This window comes from Siminovitchia fordii DSM 16014 = CIP 108821 (assembly GCF_000374565.1).
Taxonomy (GTDB): Bacteria; Bacillota; Bacilli; order Bacillales; family Bacillaceae_C; genus Siminovitchia; species Siminovitchia fordii.
On sequence record NZ_KB894691.1, the window covers coordinates 22,600 to 39,322 of the forward strand.

Below are 16,723 nucleotides of genomic sequence, written 5' to 3' on the forward strand. Positions count from 1 at the left end.
TAAAAGTAAAGAGTATTTGACCCATAGTGAAGAATATTTTCCAAAAATAAAGAGTATCTGACCCATAATAAAGAGTATTTCCCAAAAGCAAAGAGTATTTGACTCATGGTGAAAAGGATTTCCTAAAAGTAAAGAGTATTTGACCCATAGTGAAGAATATTTTCCAAAAATAAAGAGTATCTGACCCATAATAAAGAGTATTTCCCAAAAGCAAAGAGTATTTGACTCATGGTGAAAAGGATTTCCTAAAAGTAAAGAGTATTTGACCCATAGTGAAGAATATTTTCCAAAAATAAAGAGTATCTGACCCATAATAAAGAGTATTTCCCAAAAGTAAACAGTATTTGCCCCATAGTGAAGAGTATTTCCCAAAAGCAAAGAGTATTTGACCCATAGTGAAGAGTATTTCCCAAAAGTAAAGAGTATTTGACCCATAGTGAAGAGTATTTCTTAAAAACAACTTGTCCTGAAATCAAAAGTATATCCACAAAAGGCTCTCCTATTCCTCACCCCATTCATAAGAAAAAACTTACCTACATATATATCAATAAAAGAATATCCGCGCAAGAGGAAACGGGGTGCCATATGTTTATTTATGTTGTGAAACTGGGGGATTCTTTGTTTTCAATCGCAGCCAAGTACCGGATTTCTATGGATAGCCTTCGCATCACTAACGGTTTGAGAACGGACGCCCTCGTTCCCGGACAAGACCTACTGGTCCCTTCAAACGTGTATATTGTACAGCCTGGGGATTCGCTTTTCTCTATTGCTCAAATCGCTTTTATTCCAGCTGAAACGATCCGCCTATACAATGGACTTCAATCGGATGCTTTAACCGTAGGAATGGAGCTTTATTTACCGCCGAGAGAAAAGTATCCGGATGAAGGGCTAAGTTATTTGACCCCTTCTACGTCTGCGCAAAACCGGATTAATGTACAAACCTTTGCACCGATCATTACGAATTTCGGTGTGTTTGAGTATCATATTTTTGAAGACGGGAGCTTAAGTACCCTCGATGACCAGCAACTCATCTCCCTCATAAGAGAGAATGGTTCGGCCCCGATTGCAGTCATCACTAATTTAACAGAGAGCGGCTTCAGCCCTGAATTGACCAGGAGAATTTTAAATAGTCCGTCACTCCGGCAACAGGTAATCAATAATATTTATAATTTGGTCAAGAGTAAAAATTACGCTGGTGTCAATGTGGACTTTGAGCGGATCCTTGAGAGTGAGCGGGATTTATACAGTGGGTTCCTGGCAGCCCTAAGGGACCGGTTGAAACCGGAAGGATTCAGTATCTCCGCAGCCGTTCCTGCAAAAACGTCAGACAATATTCCATGGCTGAGAGGTTTTGATTACGGCGGAATTGGGGCAGCAGTCGATTTTGTTTTTATTATGGCGTATGACTGGCATGAGGCTAGCAGCCCGCCCGGACCAGTAGCCCCCATCACGGAAGTGAGGAATACGCTAGATTATGCACTTACGAAAATGAACAGGAACAAAATTGTATTGGGCGTCCCTCGGTACGGATACAATTGGACGATGTCAAACGGAGAAGTTGCCAGCGCAAGTGCATTTTCCGTCTCCAATGCCTATGCAACTGCGATGAGGTACCAAGTACCCATCCAGTATTCCACAGAATACCAACAGCCCCACTACACGTATTGGGATGAAAATGGAGCAAGGCACATTGTCTGGTTTGAAGATGTCCGGGCGCGGGCGGCAAAATTTCAATTGGTCGTGGATTACAAGATCAGAGGGGTGGGAGCATGGCAATTGGGTCTGCACTTCCCGCAATCCGCGTTTTTGGTACGAGAATTCTTCAGAAAAAAAAGGTAAGCAGCCCCTATTTATCTGTGTAAAAAAATGAGATGAAAGTTAAGTAAGTATGATGGTGCCTGTTTGTCGGAACAAAGTTAGACGAACCGCTGAGATAAGCGTAGATACCTTCAAGCTGAATCTTTATGGCAATGGTGCTCGACAGGATTAAGCTTCAACACCCTGTTGCTTCGATTACACTAGCAATTCCCGTGCCTTTGAAGACTCAAGCCGCAACGTCCTGTTGCTTCAATTGCACCTGCACTTCCTGGGCGTTCGAAAGGAATAGGCAATGATTGCCCTGTCGCTTTGCCTTTAATGAGGACAGCCTTGCTATCGGAGAATAACCTTTTATCTGAATTGCCAGCCACTACCTTATCTAAAATAAAAATATCTCCTTCTTAGAGCTGCAGCCCTAAGAAGGAGATCTCTTTCTTATTCATAAATTTCCGCTTCCCAATCGGGCTTGATTTCTACTTCTATTGTGTCCGCCACTTTCTTGTTAACCATGAACTTCAGTGTTTTTGGCGGCTCGGCCGGAATGTCTGCCGGCTTTGCTTCTCCTTTTAAAATTTTCACCGCCATTTCACCTGCTCCGTGGCCGACTTCAAAGAAATCAACTCCGAACGCAGCGAAAGCACCTCTTGGAACTGAATCAAGATCAGCCGCGAGCAATGGCACCTTAGCAGTAGTGGCGACGTCAGCAACTGACTCAAATGCAGATACTACAGTGTTATCCGTAATGCAATAAAAGGCATCGACCTGGTCGGCAATCGACTCTGTCGCCTGTTTTACATCCGCGCTTGTGGAAACCGTCGCTTCAATCAATTCCAATCCATATTCGTCCATCTGTTTTTTTATTTTATCGATTTGGGCGCGCGAATTTTGCTCTCCTGCATTGTAGACTGTCCCTACCTTCTTGGCTCCCAATTCATTTTTCAAATACTCCAGGGCTTTTGGAATTGAATCCGGATGATGATGGCTTGTCCCGGTTACATTACCCCCAGGTTTTTCCATGGACTCTATCAATTCTGCTCCTACCGGATCTACGACAGATGTAAAAACAATTGGAATGTCCGTTGTTTTGCTTAATGCCGCCTGGGCGCTCGGCGTTGAGTTAGCAAAAATAAGGTCTACATTTTGACCCACAAAGTTGGAAGCAATCGTGTCATTGGCGCTGTTGTCTCCTTGGGCATTTTGCATGTCATACTCAACGTCAATCCCCGCTTCCTCGATCGCCTTCTGGAATCCTTCAGTTGCCAGATTCAATGCCGGGTGTTCCATAAGCTGTGTAACGCCAATCGTATAGGTTTCCTTGCTCTCCTTTTCACCTTCGTCCGCCGGTTCAGATTCGGGCGAAGCGGAATTACTGCTGCAGGCCCCAAGGATGAACAATGCCCCTACTAATGAAAAAATACTTTTTTTAAATCTCACTATGTAATACCCCCATTTTGAAACTCCCTTTTTATCAATAACTTTTTTTCCTCCATTTTAAAATAATCTGAAGTTATCGAATTAAAAAAATTATAGACTAGTGTATCTGTGCTGTCAATTGTATTTCAAAGCTTCAAATAATCAAAAAGAACCCAAAAAAATGGGTTCTAAATACTAATCCCAAACTCTTTGATTTTCCGATAGAGGGTGCTTCTGGCAATGCCCAGTTTCCGGGCCGCTTCCAGGACACTTTTCGTTTCGCGGAGTGCTTTTGAGATGGCATCCTTTTCCACTTCTCTCAATGAAAGCTGCTGCATCGGCTTTCTTGCCGTATATCCACGGAGGTTGGCCGGAAAATCATCCTGCGTAATGTCTCTTGCCTTGCTGCGCGCCAGCAAGTAAGCACGCTCTATGACGTTCCGCAATTCCCGAATATTGCCCGGCCATGGGTATTCAACCAATAGCTGTAATGCTTCTCCGTTCACCTGATCCGGGCCGTCTCCATACGAATCTTTTAATTCCTCCAACATCTCCCTTATAAGCCCTTCAATGTCCTCCGGCCGCTCCCGAAGCGGTGGAATCGTCAATGACAGTACATTCAGGCGGTAATAAAGATCTGATCGAAAAGTATTTCCATACGCAATCTCCTCTGGCAGGTTCCGGTTCGTTGCCGCTATAATCCGGATGTCCACTTCCCGCTCATTCGTATCACCAAGGCGGACAATTCTTTTCGTCTCCAATGCCCGCAGTAAAATGACCTGCAGGTCCATTGGCATATCACCGATTTCATCGAGAAAAAGCGTCCCTTTTTGAGCAGCCTCAAATTTTCCGATGGCTCCTCCCTTCCTTGCCCCGGTAAAAGTTCCTTCCACATAGCCAAACAATTCGCTTGCAATTAAATTTTTCGGTATAAGCCCAGTATTGACCGAAATAAGGGGGCCATTTCTTCTATCGCTCATTTCGTGAATGGATTTGGCGACCACTTCTTTTCCTGTTCCGGTTTCTCCCAAAATTAATACATTCGCCGTCGACTGTGCAGCAATCCGGGCCGTCTCCAATTCAAGCTGGTACTGTTCATTCCTTGTTCTTACTCTGCCAAATTTCATCACGGGAATCGATTTTCTGCCTATTCGCGGCTTTAATAGTAATAAATGTTTGTGCTTTGCTTCATGTGAGATGACCTGAAAGGCGTCGTTCAATTGTCCGATCATTTTCTTTGTAAGCCTGTTTCCTTTCCTGAAACCCGTCAGCTCTGCTGCTTTTCGGCTCAAATATTGAATTGTCCCATTTTCGGAAAGGGCGATGATCGCTTCTTCACTGATCTGCCCCCACGCTTCAAGGACGATTTCGTTTACACGGCTTGCTTTTCTTGTACTGATTTTAAAAGGTTCCGGGTTTATATTTTTATCAGAGTCCCAAACAATGTCAAACTGTCCGTCAGGCAATGCCTTCCCAATTTTTACCGGACGTGACAGATGCCTCCCATTAGCATCTACACGGAGCGTCCCACATGCCGTATCCATCCTTTTTCCTCCCATGTACCCCATGATTTTTTCCCGATCAAAGGCTCTTAACTTCAACATCGAATCTAGAACGATTTTTGTTCCCAAATAAGTGTTGTACATGACGGATGAAACTGGTTTTTTCCCTTCGGAAAAGCGATGAAACCGCTGGATGAAAGATTGGTTAAGCGGATTGGACAATGATTGGAAATAACTGGCCGAACTGTAATGACCTGCCCCGAATTCGGCTCCCATCGCTTCTATTTCCGTTTCTTTTGTAATTGGGCTGAATATGGGAACGGACTCCGGTGAGAGGCCCATCTGTTTATATTTGCGGTAAAACGCCGGTACACTTTTTCCTACCAAAGTGGAAAAAATCACATCTGGTTTTTTTAAGATGATATCCTGAATCACTTCATGAAATTCCTGGTTACCGAAAGGCACATATCTTTCCTCAATCACCTCTCCATTTTTCCCTGAAGTATACGTCTTTACCTGCTCATTTGTTTCCCGGGGATAAATATAATCATTTCCAATGAGGTAAATGCGTTTACCATAATGGTGCATAAAATAGTCAATCAATATATGGACCTGCTGATTGGGGACTTCTCCTGTGTAAAAAACATTGGGATGGTCTTCCTGCCCCTCGTAAAGGGTCGGATAAACTAGGAGGCAATCATACTTTTCCAGGACTGGCAAAACGGCCTTCCGGCAAGCGGAAGTATAGCATCCGATAAAAATCTTGACGCCATCCAGAGCAAGCGCCTCTGCTTCTTCGGCACTTTTTCTTGGGTCCGAACTTATATCCCTGACAATGGCTTCAATTTCCGCATGTTGTTCATTGAACTCACTGATGGCAAAACTGGCAGCCTCATACTGCCCTCTTTCCGTGATTGACGTGATTCCTGTCAACGAAAATAGAAGTCCGACTTTCATTTGCAAACCATCTTCTCCCCCCCTATGTCCCATTTTAGGAAAACCGTCTCATTATCGGACATGGCATACGATCACCCTTATATCGTATATCCAAATTTCAAATAATTCAATTAATATGTCCGTTTTTGAGACTTGAAAAAAAGCGAAACCCTTTTCTTGCTGCCCTTTTCCTTGGCATGGAACTTGCAAAACTCTAAGTGAGAGGAGGGCGCAGAGAACACCGATCCAACATAAGTTTCAATCCGTATCTACTTAAATTGAAAAAGGAGAGGATTCAGGTTGAAGTTATCGATTCAGGAAAAATTGGAGGATAAGGGGATTATAGTTAAAGAAGGACACCTTCCCCTGCTCCAGACACGATGGGACGCAATTCAGGCTTTGAAGAAAAGAATTGACAGTGCGAATCTTGATGATGCAGACATCAGTCTTCGCAATACGCCCGGAGGTGACCACATTGAGTAAAGAGCTCGTTACAAAACCGGTGGAAAAATTGGCGCCGCTCCTTGAAAAGAAAGAAATTTCCTCACTTGAATTGACGAAAGCAGTGCTCGACCATGCTGAAGCCCTCAATGATACAATCAATGCTTATGTCAGTTTCAGACGCGACAAAGCGGAAAAAGAAGCGGAGCAGGCGGATAAAGAGATTGCAGCCGGCAATTACAAAGGAATGTATCACGGGATTCCGATGGCGATAAAAGATAATATTTATTTTAAAGATGAAGTGACGACGATGAGCTCTAAAATCCATGGAGAGTTTGTTTCCGATTATGACGCCACCGTCATTTCAAAAATGAGAGAAGCCGGAATCGTTTTCACCGGAAAATTGAACATGCATGAATATGCATGGGGAATCACCAATAATAGCCCGCATTTCGGCCCTGTCAGAAACCCATGGAATCTTGAAAAAATTCCTGGCGGATCAAGCGGAGGCTCCGGTGCAGGGGTAGCCGCGGACATGACGGTGGCAACACTTGGAACGGATACGGCAGGGTCCATCCGCATCCCATCGTCCTCCTGCGGGATCGTCGGCCTCAAGCCAACCTTTGGCCGGGTGAGTAAGTACGGATGCTTTCCGCTAGCCTGGTCACTCGACCATATCGGACCGATGACAAAGACTGTAAGAGATGCAGCGGGCCTGTTGGAGATCATTGCGGGATATGATCCAAACGACCCAACATCTGCCAATGCGCCAACGGAAGAATATACATCCAAGCTGACTGGTGATGTGAAAGGCCTTGTCATCGGAATTAACGAAGAGTACTACTTCAAGGATGTGGACTCCGATGTTGAAAAGCTTGTCAGACAAGCGATCCATACTCTTGAAAGCCAAGGGGCAAAGGTGGAGAAAGTTGAAATCCCTGCGCTCCAATATTCTGAATATGCAGAGCTCGTCACCTCCCTGTCGGAAGCGTCGGCTATCCACCATCGCAACCTGCAAAAACGTCCGGATGATTTCGGTGATGATATCCGCTTGCTCTTTGAGCTTGGAGAACTGTTCTCCTCTGTAGATTACTTACAGGCACAGCAGCTCCGCCGCCAGCTGAAGCAGGATTTCAAGAGAGCTTTCGAAAAAGTGGACGTCCTGATGGCACCGACACTGCCGGTCATGCCGCCTGATATCGGTAGCGACTTTGCTGATCTGAACGGAAAGCAGGTCGATCTCATCGATAACTTCATCCGCTTCATGGGACCGTGCAATCTAGCCGGGCTGCCGGCCATGACGGTACCATGTGGATTGAAAAACGGAATGCCGGTCGGGTTGCAGATCATCGGTCCAGCTTTCTGCGAAAGCACTGTGCTCAACGCAGGCTATGCCTTCGAGCAGACCGATCCGTTAAAAGGAAAAAAAGCTGAAATGGCAAGTCCGGTTAAATAAAAAGGCGGCATTTTGCACCCGCTTGGCTGTTAGATTTTGCAGAAAGCACTTTAGATATCAAATGTCTAAAGTGCTTTTTTATTTGGTTGCTTATAAGGAAGACAGACCGAGCGGGTTTTCCCCCCTGAGATCTAAGATTACCATCCTCGTTTCAATCTAACAAATACGGAGCGGTATTCCATTGGAAGTAAACATATTTCAACAGATAGCCTCCTGTTTGTTGTAAGCAGCCAAGAGATGCTTTGCCCTTTCGTAACGAAGACAGCAACCAGAGGCAACTTTTAAAATGACCGTACAGATTGCATATTCCACCTCTCTTCGTGACATGCTAAAAAGCAGCAGGATTTTCGGCTAATTCATATTTTCTGTTCTTACGATTTATCTTTCCAACAGGGTAATCCCAGTCATAGGGACCTACTCTATATACACAATCATTGAGATTTCCGGGATATCAATCCGCACGAGGGTCAGATTACACCCTAGTCCCATTTAAGGAGAACATACATATGCGCAAAAAAATTCCCATCATGTACACTCCATTTGAAACAATCAGCTGGATAGAGGAGAAACTAAAGGATTCCTTCGACTTTGTACATAAACCGCTTGAAATCAATCATAAAAAAATCATGCTTTTATTCATTAAAACCGTTATAGACGATCAGAAACTGCAAGAGGGCATCATCAGGCCTTTTTTTGAGTTGCCTACCACGAATGATGTGGAGGCTTACTTAAGATCTCTTCCCAACCAGATCGACATTGAATCAAAAGAGCAAATTTTGGTGGAACTTACAAAAGGCAGTCTTTTAATCCATATCAATGACTCCCTCTTTTTGTTTGATTTTAATTTAGTAAGTAATGATACTATCCTGGAAAGCAATATTGAACCTACCATTCAAGGGCCTCAGTTTGCCTTGAGTGAGAGTCTTATGACTAATATCAATCTTATCCGTCAGCGATATCATCAGCCTTCTCTACAGATTGAAATGATGACGATCGGAAAAAAATCCAATCAATCGTTGGCCATAATGTATGATCAGGACAACGTAAAGCAGGATACACTGGAAAAAGTAAAGGATAGACTGAAGGGAATTGACCGGGATATCGTCCAATCAAGTTCTGAATTACAATTTTTGATTAACAACAAAAGATTTTCACTTTTTCCAGGCATGATGATGACGGAAAGAACAGATCGAATGGTGTACAATCTGGCAGGGGGAAAAGTGCTCCTTCTTCTTGATGGTGATTCGAACGCCATTATTGCGCCCGCCATATTTTTTGATTTCATGACTTCCAGTGAAGACAGCTACCACACTTATTGGGTGTCCAGATTTGCAATTATGCTACGGTATATTGGTTTGTTCAACTGTTTACTTTTGCCGGGATTATATGTCGCTGTTACTTCTTATAATGCTGATGTTTTTCGTGCTGAATTGGCACTGTCTGTAGCAGGAAGCAGGATCGGTGTTCCTTACCCCTCATTTATTGAAATTGTGCTCATGTTATTTGTAATGGAACTTCTGACAGAGGCAAGTATCCGGCTTCCAAAAGCGGTGAGTGCCACAGCCACGACAGTCGGAGGGCTCATTTTGGGCACCGCTGCAACGGAGGCTGCTTTAACCTCCAATGTGATGATTATTATCATTTCTGCAGTAGCCATTTCTACCTTTGTCATCCCTATTAACGAGATGAGTCTTGCCATCAGGGTCTTCAGATATGTTATTTTGTTCTTTTCCACTGTATCGGGAATGGCCGGAATAATGCTTGGCCTCCTCGGGTTAATTATGTATTTGACGAACAAAAGCAGCTTTGGAGAGCCTTATCTAAAATTTTTCTATAAAGGAAGGAAACAAGAGATTAAGGGGAGCCAGTCATGAACCGCTTTTTGTACTACTTGCTGTTCGTTAATATGTCTGCAAATATGATATCGGCCGTACCAAAAATCCTTTTGGACCAACGGTTAAATGGCACGATCCCGTCCATGCTCCTTTCAGTTATATTCAGCTTTTTGCTCGTTTACTTATTCGTCAAGTTTTTCAATAAGTTCCCAAGCAAAGGTTTGCCAGAACTATTGAAGGAGTTTACCTCTCCCTGGTTTTACTATCCTTTTTTGATCACCATCATAGCCTTCTGGTTTGTTGGCGGCCTCATTACACTAATCACTTATTCTTTCATGCTCAAACGATTTATGACGCCGGACATGTCCTTAATATGGATCGCTTCAAGTATTTTGATTTTTGTTTCATTCGGTATTTTGATGAATACAAAAAGTGTTCTAAACACCGTGGAAAATGTCCTTTTTTTTACTATACCTGTAATCATTTACATGATGGTTAAACCTTTTTTCAGTGATCAGTTTGAGTGGGACTTTGTCAGGGAAGCGATTATGCACGTAAATCACCTTCCCAGCTATAGTGCTTTTTCCGCTTCCTCTTTTGTTTACGTCGGCATCATGAATATCATCATCTTTAACCGGGCCTTTACCCAAACAAAGCGCCGCTTGACATGGAAGCAATTGCTTTTGATTGGAATTACCGGTATTTCCGTGTTGTCGGCCGCCTATTTTGTCCCTATCGGTTTGAATGGATTCAATAAGATAAACGATCTGGTCTATCCTGCCATCACTACAAGTGATACGCTGCGGATGAAATTTGGGCTTATTGAGCGGCTTATTTACCTGTTCATGCCGTTTTTTCTGGCCATATCTTTTTTGAGCATGCTGATTCATTGGCATGTGGCTATTGAAACGTGTAAGGATGTGATCTGGCTGAAGCGATTTAAATGGAAAAAAGTCAACCTGACGCCTTACCTTTACCTGGTCGTATTCTGGATTATTACATTAAAACTTGTCACAACACTTTCCGAATATGAAGTGTATTTGTATTCGTCCTATTTCTTCAATGCTGTACCAGGCCTAGTCGCTGTTTTCTTTTTCTTATGTTGGTTCATAAAAAGGAGGGCGGCAACATGAAGAGACAGTTATTCAGATTATTCATTGGAATTGCTGCCTGTTTGTTTCTTACAAGCTGCGGATTCAAAGATATCGATAAGCGGATTTTCGTCCAAGCCATTGGTGTGGATTATTCCAACAATGAGAAGCAGCCATATAAAGTGACTTTAAAATTAGCCGTTCCATCCGGTTCATTAAAGGAGGCAGAAACTAAATACGCTTATATTTCAAAGGAAGACTCAAGCATGGCAGAAGCAATCCGGTTTCTAAAGAGCCATGAGGACAAAGAACTTGATTTTGGCCATGCAAAAGTGATTGTTTTGGGAGAAAATATTTTGGAACGCGATCTGCACGAGATGTTGGACTTTTTTTTCAGAAGAAGAGATATTCAAATGATTTCGTGGGTAGCTGTTGGCAATCCTTCCGCCGAAAAAGTGTTGAAAGTCCATCCCAAATCAGAAATGTCCGGAACGTTCGCACTCAGTAACTTTTTTTCCAACAACGGGGTCGAGAGTGCCTATATTGTGTCAAGCTTCCTTTTTGATGCAAGAAGGAGAATCGTTGAAAGCGGGATTGATCCGATTCTTCCCATCATTGAAACAGGGAACAAAAGTAAACTGAAGGTGAATCAATCAGTGGTTTTTTCGGGGGTCAAAAAGACGAGGACTATACAGCTCTCCCCTAAACAGACGAAGCTTTATAATTTATTGGCCAATAATACAAGTAAAATGGAAATTGAAGTAGGCAAAATGGAGGAAAGCTTTACAATGTCCGTGGATACTGCAAAGGTGAGATATAAAATCATCACTTCCGGGAGAAAACCAGTTTTAAAAATGGATATTCGAATCGGCGGAATTATTGAAGAATCCAGTTTCGATATGTCTCCCAAAAATTTAGACAAGTACAGCAGCCAAGCAGGCAAACACACAAAAAAAGAAATCTTGAAACTTTTGACATTATTTCAGGAGAAGAATATTGACCCACTGGGATTTGGCTTAAGGTATAAAGCGACAAAATTAAATAACGGGAAAAGATTTGATGAGTGGAAAAAGATATACCCAGATTTGACTTTTGATGTTTCTGTTGATGCAAGCATTAAAAGTACCGGAGCGATAGAATAATGTCCCATCATAAGTTGTGGTAATGGTTCACATCAAATTATATTCGAAATTTTCCATCATATATGGGTATGCCGACTGTATAATGTAGATAGAAGATGAATACAAGGGGTATGGACGATGAGAGAAGGAAAAATTCTGATCGTGGAAGATGAGTTGGCTATCCGTAAACTGATTAATTTTAATCTCCAGCGTTCCAATTTCGATGTAATCGAAACGGATGAAGGAAAACAGGTAATACCCTTAATAAAAAAACATGACCCTTCGCTTATTCTATTGGATCTGACCCTACCGGATATGGACGGATTTGATCTTTGCGCACAGCTTACCGACAATCACCCCGAGATTCCGATTATCATTGTATCCGCACGAGGGCAAGATATGGAAAAGATCATGGGACTGGAGCTTGGAGCAGACGATTATATTGTAAAGCCGTTCAATCCACTGGAACTGGTGGCAAGAATCCGATCGGTCCTCAGAAGGCTCAGCAGTATTGCTAATCAAACTGAGCCGGATGTCATCAGAACAGGCCCCTTCATAATCGAACTCCGAACTCAAAGAGTCTATAAATCCAATAAACAGATCAAATTGACGAACAGAGAATTCCAGATGATCAAGTTGTTTACAGAAAAGTTGAACGAACCCATTACAAGAGATGAGCTTCTTGATGAAATTTGGGGGTTAGACTTTTTTGGCGACCCGAAAACAGTAGATGTACATATTCGGAGGTTAAGAGAAAAAATTGAAAAAGATCCTTCCAATCCGGCATACCTGAAAACAATTTGGGGATATGGGTATTCCTTCTTCCATGATGAGGATACCAAATGAAAAAAAGCATAAAGAGAAGGCTGGCATGGAGTTATCTGCTCCTCATCATTTTTACTGTTGTCTTATTCGAGACGATCATTTTATCAGCTCTGATGATGTATTACAAAGAAGGTGTAAAACAGACCCTTCGCGACCAGAGCGCCATGTTTTCGTCCTTTTATGAACAGGAATTGATTGAAGGCAGATATAAAAGCGAAGCGAGCCAGCTTTTGTCACAGTACAACTTCCACATCAATGCTCACGTTCAGCTCGTTGACATGAAAGGGAATATATTAGCGGAGTCCCATAAAACCGCTGTAAAAAATATTTCACAGGAAGATGATGTACAAAACGGACTTGACGGCGGAATGACAACCTCCATTCGAAGGGTGGACGGAGAAAAAGTCATGTCATTGACCTATCCTTTGAAATCGGGCGGCGAGATGATAGGCGCTATCCGATTTACGACTTCACTCGTACCAGTTCATACAGTTTTTACCGAAAACGCCTTGATTCTCCTGGCAATAGGCGGAGTAGTTATTGTCCTGGCTGCTTTTATCAGTTTTTTTCTGGCAGGATCGCTCATCAGGCCGATCGGTCAAATGATCTCCGCCGCTGAACAAATGGCTTCTGGAAAATTTTCAGCAAGGGTGCCAAAAGGCAAGAATGATGAACTGGGACGCCTGGCTGACACATTGAATTACATGGCAAGCCAGGTACAGAAGCATGAAAAGCTGAAAAATGAATTCATCGCCTCCGTCAGCCACGATCTCCGTACACCGCTCACATCCGTCAATGGCTGGGCCATCACTCTGCATTCGATGGCAAAGGATGACTTGTTCCGCGAAGGGTTGGATATTATTAAAACTGAGAGTGAACGCCTGTCACACCTTCTAGGCGATCTTCTTGATTTTTCCAGTCTTTCAAGTGGAAGGATTTCCTTCACTTTCGAAGAAGTGGACCTGGCTGACACCATTCAGCAAGTCGTTCAGCAGTTGCAGCCTAGAGCTCAAAGACAAAGTGTACAACTGACGACAATTGTAAGGGAGCCGATTATTGGAATCAAAGCGGATAAAAACAGGCTGATTCAAGTGTTCATTAATCTGCTGGATAATGCACTTAAATTCACTCCTGTGGATGGAAGTATCACCATGTCCGTTGAAAGAATTGAAAATAGAGCGATCGTTAAAGTGTCGGACACCGGGGTCGGTATTCCGGCCCACCAATTGGACACCATCAAGGACAAATTTGCCAAAGGGAAAGCAAAAGGCTCGGGCACAGGACTCGGGCTTGCGATCTGTGAAGAAATTATTGAGGGGCATGGCGGTTCACTTGAGCTGAGAAGTTCTGCTGAAGAAGGAACAATAGCAGAAGTCACCTTGCCTGTTACCGAATTGTAACTCTCTTCCCTGCCAATAGTATTTGGAAAAGAGTATTGGAGGAGCCTATGAAAAATCTCCTTGTTTCATTCATTTTCCTGACTGCCGCTTCTTTGCTGACAGCCGGCTGCACTATTCTTCCAGAGCCAGGCAGCCTGATTCAGGCTCCCAAACAGACGGTTACGGGAGCTGCCGATAGTGAAGATATCCATTTGATTGCGAAAAAATTCCTCCCGAAAGGAACAATCTTAGCAACGCCAAACTCCCCAGTTCATGGAGAGCCGATCTTAACAGCAGATTTTGATGAAGATGGCCTTGAAGAAGTGGTCGTTTTTTATCAATCAAGAAACAGCTCAGGCTCCGTAGGCATGTTTGTATTGAAGAAGTACGGGGATGAATGGGAGAAGGTTTTTGCAAAAAAAGGGATGGGCTATGAAATCAGTTGGGCAAGCGCATCTGACCTGACGGGAGATGGGAAAAATGAATTATTGGTGGGATGGAAAATAGGTAGCTCTGCCGGCAGCACTCTTGAGATTTTCACTTATAGAAAAAATGGGATGGATCAAGTGACAAAAATCAACTACCATGAACTGGACTTGATTCATATAGATAACGACCCAAAGGCGAGACTAGCCGTATGGAAAAAAGACGGCAATGATATTTACAATGTCGATCTGCTGGAATGGAGAGGAAAAACACTACAACCTGACAAGGACCATTACCCTGTCTTTTTTCCCGAGGTGGTCAATTATTATCAACGAAGAACAGCAGCAGTCCCAGATGCCTCTTATTATTGGTACTATTTGGCCGATGCATTGTTAAAGGCAAACCTTCCTGAACAGGCCCTTACTGCGGTGGAAGAGGGCATGTCCTTCAATATGGTTGTTCCAACCTATGACCAATTTATTGAACTGCGGAATAAAATCGAACGGTCACTAGCATTGGCAGGAGATCAGGACTTGGTATTGGAAGTCCGGAATGCAGGAATTACTATGGAGATTCCAAGAGAGATTTCTCCTTATATCACTTATGAAGAAAAGGCGGCGGATATGGGCGGTTATGAGGTTTCCGTGCTCGTATCGGCCGGAACAAACAGGAAAAAGCTTTTTACAATTGAAATATTTTCAAAGGATATATATGTCCCCGAGGATGAACCCGACCTTGAAAGAATAGCTGAGTCGGAACAGTTCGTTTACTTTGCAAGGAAATCTGTCCCTGCTACCAGCGGGGGCATTATAGAAAAAAAAAGCTTTGCCTTGGTAGATAAAATGATCTCAAATGTACGGCCTGGGTCCGTCTATCCTGCATTTACAAACTTGGAAAACGAGCTGATCGTGAAACAGGTGAAAGAAGCTGCTGACAAATACACCTTTGTTACGACCGGCGGGAAAATGCCTAAAGGAATCGTTGAAGCTTCCGTGAATGACGGGATGGAAAACCGGTATATGGGGTCTGATCTCGACACCAGAGAAAAGCTGGCGAGTTATTTATCAACATCCTATACACCCGGAACGATCCGCTCTTACCTCCAGCGCACCAATCTGTCAAAACATAACGGAAAATTGGTACAGTCCAACGCAGACGGCGGTTCACAATTACACTATGAAAAAGCCGTGATCGTCCGAAAAAAAGACAACGGGATGGAAAAAGAATTCGATTTGAGAGTGCCGATCGGAAACAGCTTGTCGTTCGAATATGTCCACGTTGTTTTTTCGAAAACTAAGGACGGCTGGAGAATCTCATCCGATTTGGGAACATTCTAATGCGGCCAGATCCTAAATGCAGTGAAAACCCGAACTAAGTGTCAAAAAGTGCAATTCCCTTGCCTGTCAACCATTCATAAAGAGGTGGAGAAAAATGTATCCGTATCTCTCCACCACCCTTCTATTTCAGGCAACTTTGTTTTCAATTTCTTTTCAGTTCTTGCACCTTTACCTTCTAATGATTGAGCTCCCTGAATAGAAGTGATCATACCACCGACAATTGCTGAGATAGTCGGACCAAAATCCGGGAATTCATTTTGAAGTCCTCCAATTTTCCAATAATAGACTGTTGAAACATTCCCCGATTATAACAATGAGAATCAATTAGAGGGTTAGGATCAGAAAGAATATCCATAAGATCAGGGTAGTTGAAATGGATACTGCAATAAGTACATATATAAGAAATTCAGCGAACTCCTTCGATCGTCGTTGATTCACCCCAGTCGACTTACTTTACAACTCGTTTGGCACCGACATATTTTGTTTTCCAGTATTTCAGGTCCATGGACTGAACACGGACTCCTTTCGATGTCGCCCCGATGAATTGCTTTTTACCGATATAGATTCCTACAAAAGATACTGTCTTACCATTTGTTTTATAAAATACAAGGTCTCCTGCCTTAAGATCCTTCACTTTGACGCTCTTTCCCTTTTTATACTGCTGAGCACTTGTACGTGGCAGCTTCACCTTTAGACTTTTTGAATAAACATATTGCGTATAGCCGGATGCATCAAATCCTTTCGGTGTTGTACCTCCATACTCAAAACGCTTCCCTTTTAATGTTTGCGCATAGGCGGATACCTTCTCCCCTTTCGTTTGACCCGCTGCATCCGCACTCGCTCCAAACATGGAAGAAAATAAAAGTGCCAAAGCCGTGAAGATTGCGACGAGAAACGATGACCTTTTGATCTTTAAGCTGATTTCCATGAAAAACCCCCGCTTTCTTAAGTTTTTTGCTTCAAGAACAGCATATTCGTTTTTGGAATTCTATAAGTTTCTAATTGTTTAAAAATGGTTACACAGAGGTTACAGGCTGCTTTGGGCTATGAATAAAACGGATGACCCTTGAGAGCGGGCAAATAAGCCGACTGCGGAAGGGACAGTTTTTTCAGTCACCAGGAACAGTCTGAGATTTGAGGACG

13 protein-coding genes are annotated in these 16,723 nt (G+C 43.1%); 9 read left to right on the forward strand and 4 right to left on the reverse strand.

Annotation, left to right across the window (positions count from 1 at the left end; all coding sequences use genetic code 11):
- Positions 1-372 (reverse strand): hypothetical protein (locus C509_RS26745; protein WP_211214267.1); only part of this gene is annotated, 372 nt, incomplete at its 3' end.
- 213 nt (positions 373-585) lie between these two features.
- Between C509_RS26745 and C509_RS0110970 the strand changes: the two genes are divergently transcribed.
- Complete coding sequence (locus tag C509_RS0110970; protein WP_018706986.1) at positions 586-1,839, forward strand: glycosyl hydrolase family 18 protein; 1,254 nt, start codon at positions 586-588, stop codon at positions 1,837-1,839.
- A 414-nt stretch (positions 1,840-2,253) separates the two neighbouring features.
- Here the strand turns inward: C509_RS0110970 and C509_RS0110980 are convergent, their stop codons facing one another.
- Both C509_RS0110980 and C509_RS0110985 read right to left on the reverse strand, forming a co-directional pair.
- Entirely contained in the window at positions 2,254-3,252 is a 999-nt protein-coding gene (locus tag C509_RS0110980; protein ID WP_018706988.1) for an ABC transporter substrate-binding protein, read from the reverse strand.
- 167 nt (positions 3,253-3,419) lie between these two features.
- Positions 3,420-5,690 (reverse strand): transporter substrate-binding protein, encoded by a 2,271-nt coding sequence (locus tag C509_RS0110985; protein WP_245542470.1) that lies wholly within the window; start codon positions 5,688-5,690, stop codon positions 3,420-3,422.
- Between the two features lie 279 nt (positions 5,691-5,969).
- On the opposite strand from C509_RS0110985, the gene C509_RS0110990 reads away from it, so the two are divergent.
- The 8 genes from C509_RS0110990 to C509_RS0111025 all read left to right on the forward strand — a co-directional run bounded on the left by C509_RS0110990 (position 5,970) and on the right by C509_RS0111025 (position 15,580).
- On the forward strand, positions 5,970-6,152 hold the full coding sequence (locus C509_RS0110990; protein WP_018706990.1) for a hypothetical protein: 183 nt from the start codon (positions 5,970-5,972) through the stop codon (positions 6,150-6,152).
- A complete protein-coding gene (locus tag C509_RS0110995; RefSeq protein WP_018706991.1) occupies positions 6,145-7,566 on the forward strand; it encodes an amidase in 1,422 nt (473 codons plus the stop codon). The genes C509_RS0110990 and C509_RS0110995 overlap by 8 nt, the downstream gene beginning before the upstream one ends.
- A 506-nt stretch (positions 7,567-8,072) precedes the next feature.
- Positions 8,073-9,440 (forward strand): spore germination protein, encoded by a 1,368-nt coding sequence (locus tag C509_RS0111000; protein WP_018706992.1) that lies wholly within the window; start codon positions 8,073-8,075, stop codon positions 9,438-9,440.
- A complete protein-coding gene (locus C509_RS0111005) occupies positions 9,437-10,534 on the forward strand; it encodes a GerAB/ArcD/ProY family transporter (RefSeq protein WP_018706993.1) in 1,098 nt (365 codons plus the stop codon). The genes C509_RS0111000 and C509_RS0111005 overlap by 4 nt, the downstream gene beginning before the upstream one ends.
- A complete protein-coding gene (locus C509_RS0111010) occupies positions 10,531-11,634 on the forward strand; it encodes a Ger(x)C family spore germination protein (protein ID WP_018706994.1) in 1,104 nt (367 codons plus the stop codon). The genes C509_RS0111005 and C509_RS0111010 overlap by 4 nt, the downstream gene beginning before the upstream one ends.
- Before the next feature lie 117 nt (positions 11,635-11,751).
- Positions 11,752-12,459 (forward strand): response regulator transcription factor, encoded by a 708-nt coding sequence (locus C509_RS0111015; protein WP_018706995.1) that lies wholly within the window; start codon positions 11,752-11,754, stop codon positions 12,457-12,459.
- Positions 12,456-13,838, forward strand: coding sequence for a sensor histidine kinase (locus C509_RS0111020; protein ID WP_018706996.1), 1,383 nt, complete (start codon positions 12,456-12,458; stop codon positions 13,836-13,838). The genes C509_RS0111015 and C509_RS0111020 overlap by 4 nt, the downstream gene beginning before the upstream one ends.
- Before the next feature lie 47 nt (positions 13,839-13,885).
- Positions 13,886-15,580 (forward strand): DL-endopeptidase inhibitor IseA family protein, encoded by a 1,695-nt coding sequence (locus C509_RS0111025; protein ID WP_018706997.1) that lies wholly within the window; start codon positions 13,886-13,888, stop codon positions 15,578-15,580.
- Between the two features lie 448 nt (positions 15,581-16,028).
- On the opposite strand, the gene C509_RS0111030 is transcribed toward C509_RS0111025, so the two are convergent.
- A complete protein-coding gene (locus tag C509_RS0111030; protein ID WP_018706998.1) occupies positions 16,029-16,508 on the reverse strand; it encodes a C40 family peptidase in 480 nt (159 codons plus the stop codon).
- Positions 16,509-16,723: the final 215 nt, after the last annotated feature.

Excerpts from the sequence above, each read along its gene's own strand:
- C509_RS0110970 (WP_018706986.1), top strand. The coding sequence starts at position 586 with ATGTTTATTTATGTTGTGAAACTGGGGGATTCTTTGTTTTCAATCGCA.
- C509_RS0110985 (WP_245542470.1), bottom strand. The coding sequence starts at position 5,690 with ATGAAAGTCGGACTTCTATTTTCGTTGACAGGAATCACGTCAATCACG.
- C509_RS0111000 (WP_018706992.1), top strand. The coding sequence starts at position 8,073 with ATGCGCAAAAAAATTCCCATCATGTACACTCCATTTGAAACAATCAGC.
- C509_RS0111005 (WP_018706993.1), top strand. The coding sequence starts at position 9,437 with ATGAACCGCTTTTTGTACTACTTGCTGTTCGTTAATATGTCTGCAAAT.
- C509_RS0111010 (WP_018706994.1), top strand. The coding sequence starts at position 10,531 with ATGAAGAGACAGTTATTCAGATTATTCATTGGAATTGCTGCCTGTTTG.
- C509_RS0111015 (WP_018706995.1), top strand. The coding sequence starts at position 11,752 with ATGAGAGAAGGAAAAATTCTGATCGTGGAAGATGAGTTGGCTATCCGT.
- C509_RS0111020 (WP_018706996.1), top strand. The coding sequence starts at position 12,456 with ATGAAAAAAAGCATAAAGAGAAGGCTGGCATGGAGTTATCTGCTCCTC.
- C509_RS0111025 (WP_018706997.1), top strand. The coding sequence starts at position 13,886 with ATGAAAAATCTCCTTGTTTCATTCATTTTCCTGACTGCCGCTTCTTTG.
- C509_RS0111030 (WP_018706998.1), bottom strand. The coding sequence starts at position 16,508 with ATGGAAATCAGCTTAAAGATCAAAAGGTCATCGTTTCTCGTCGCAATC.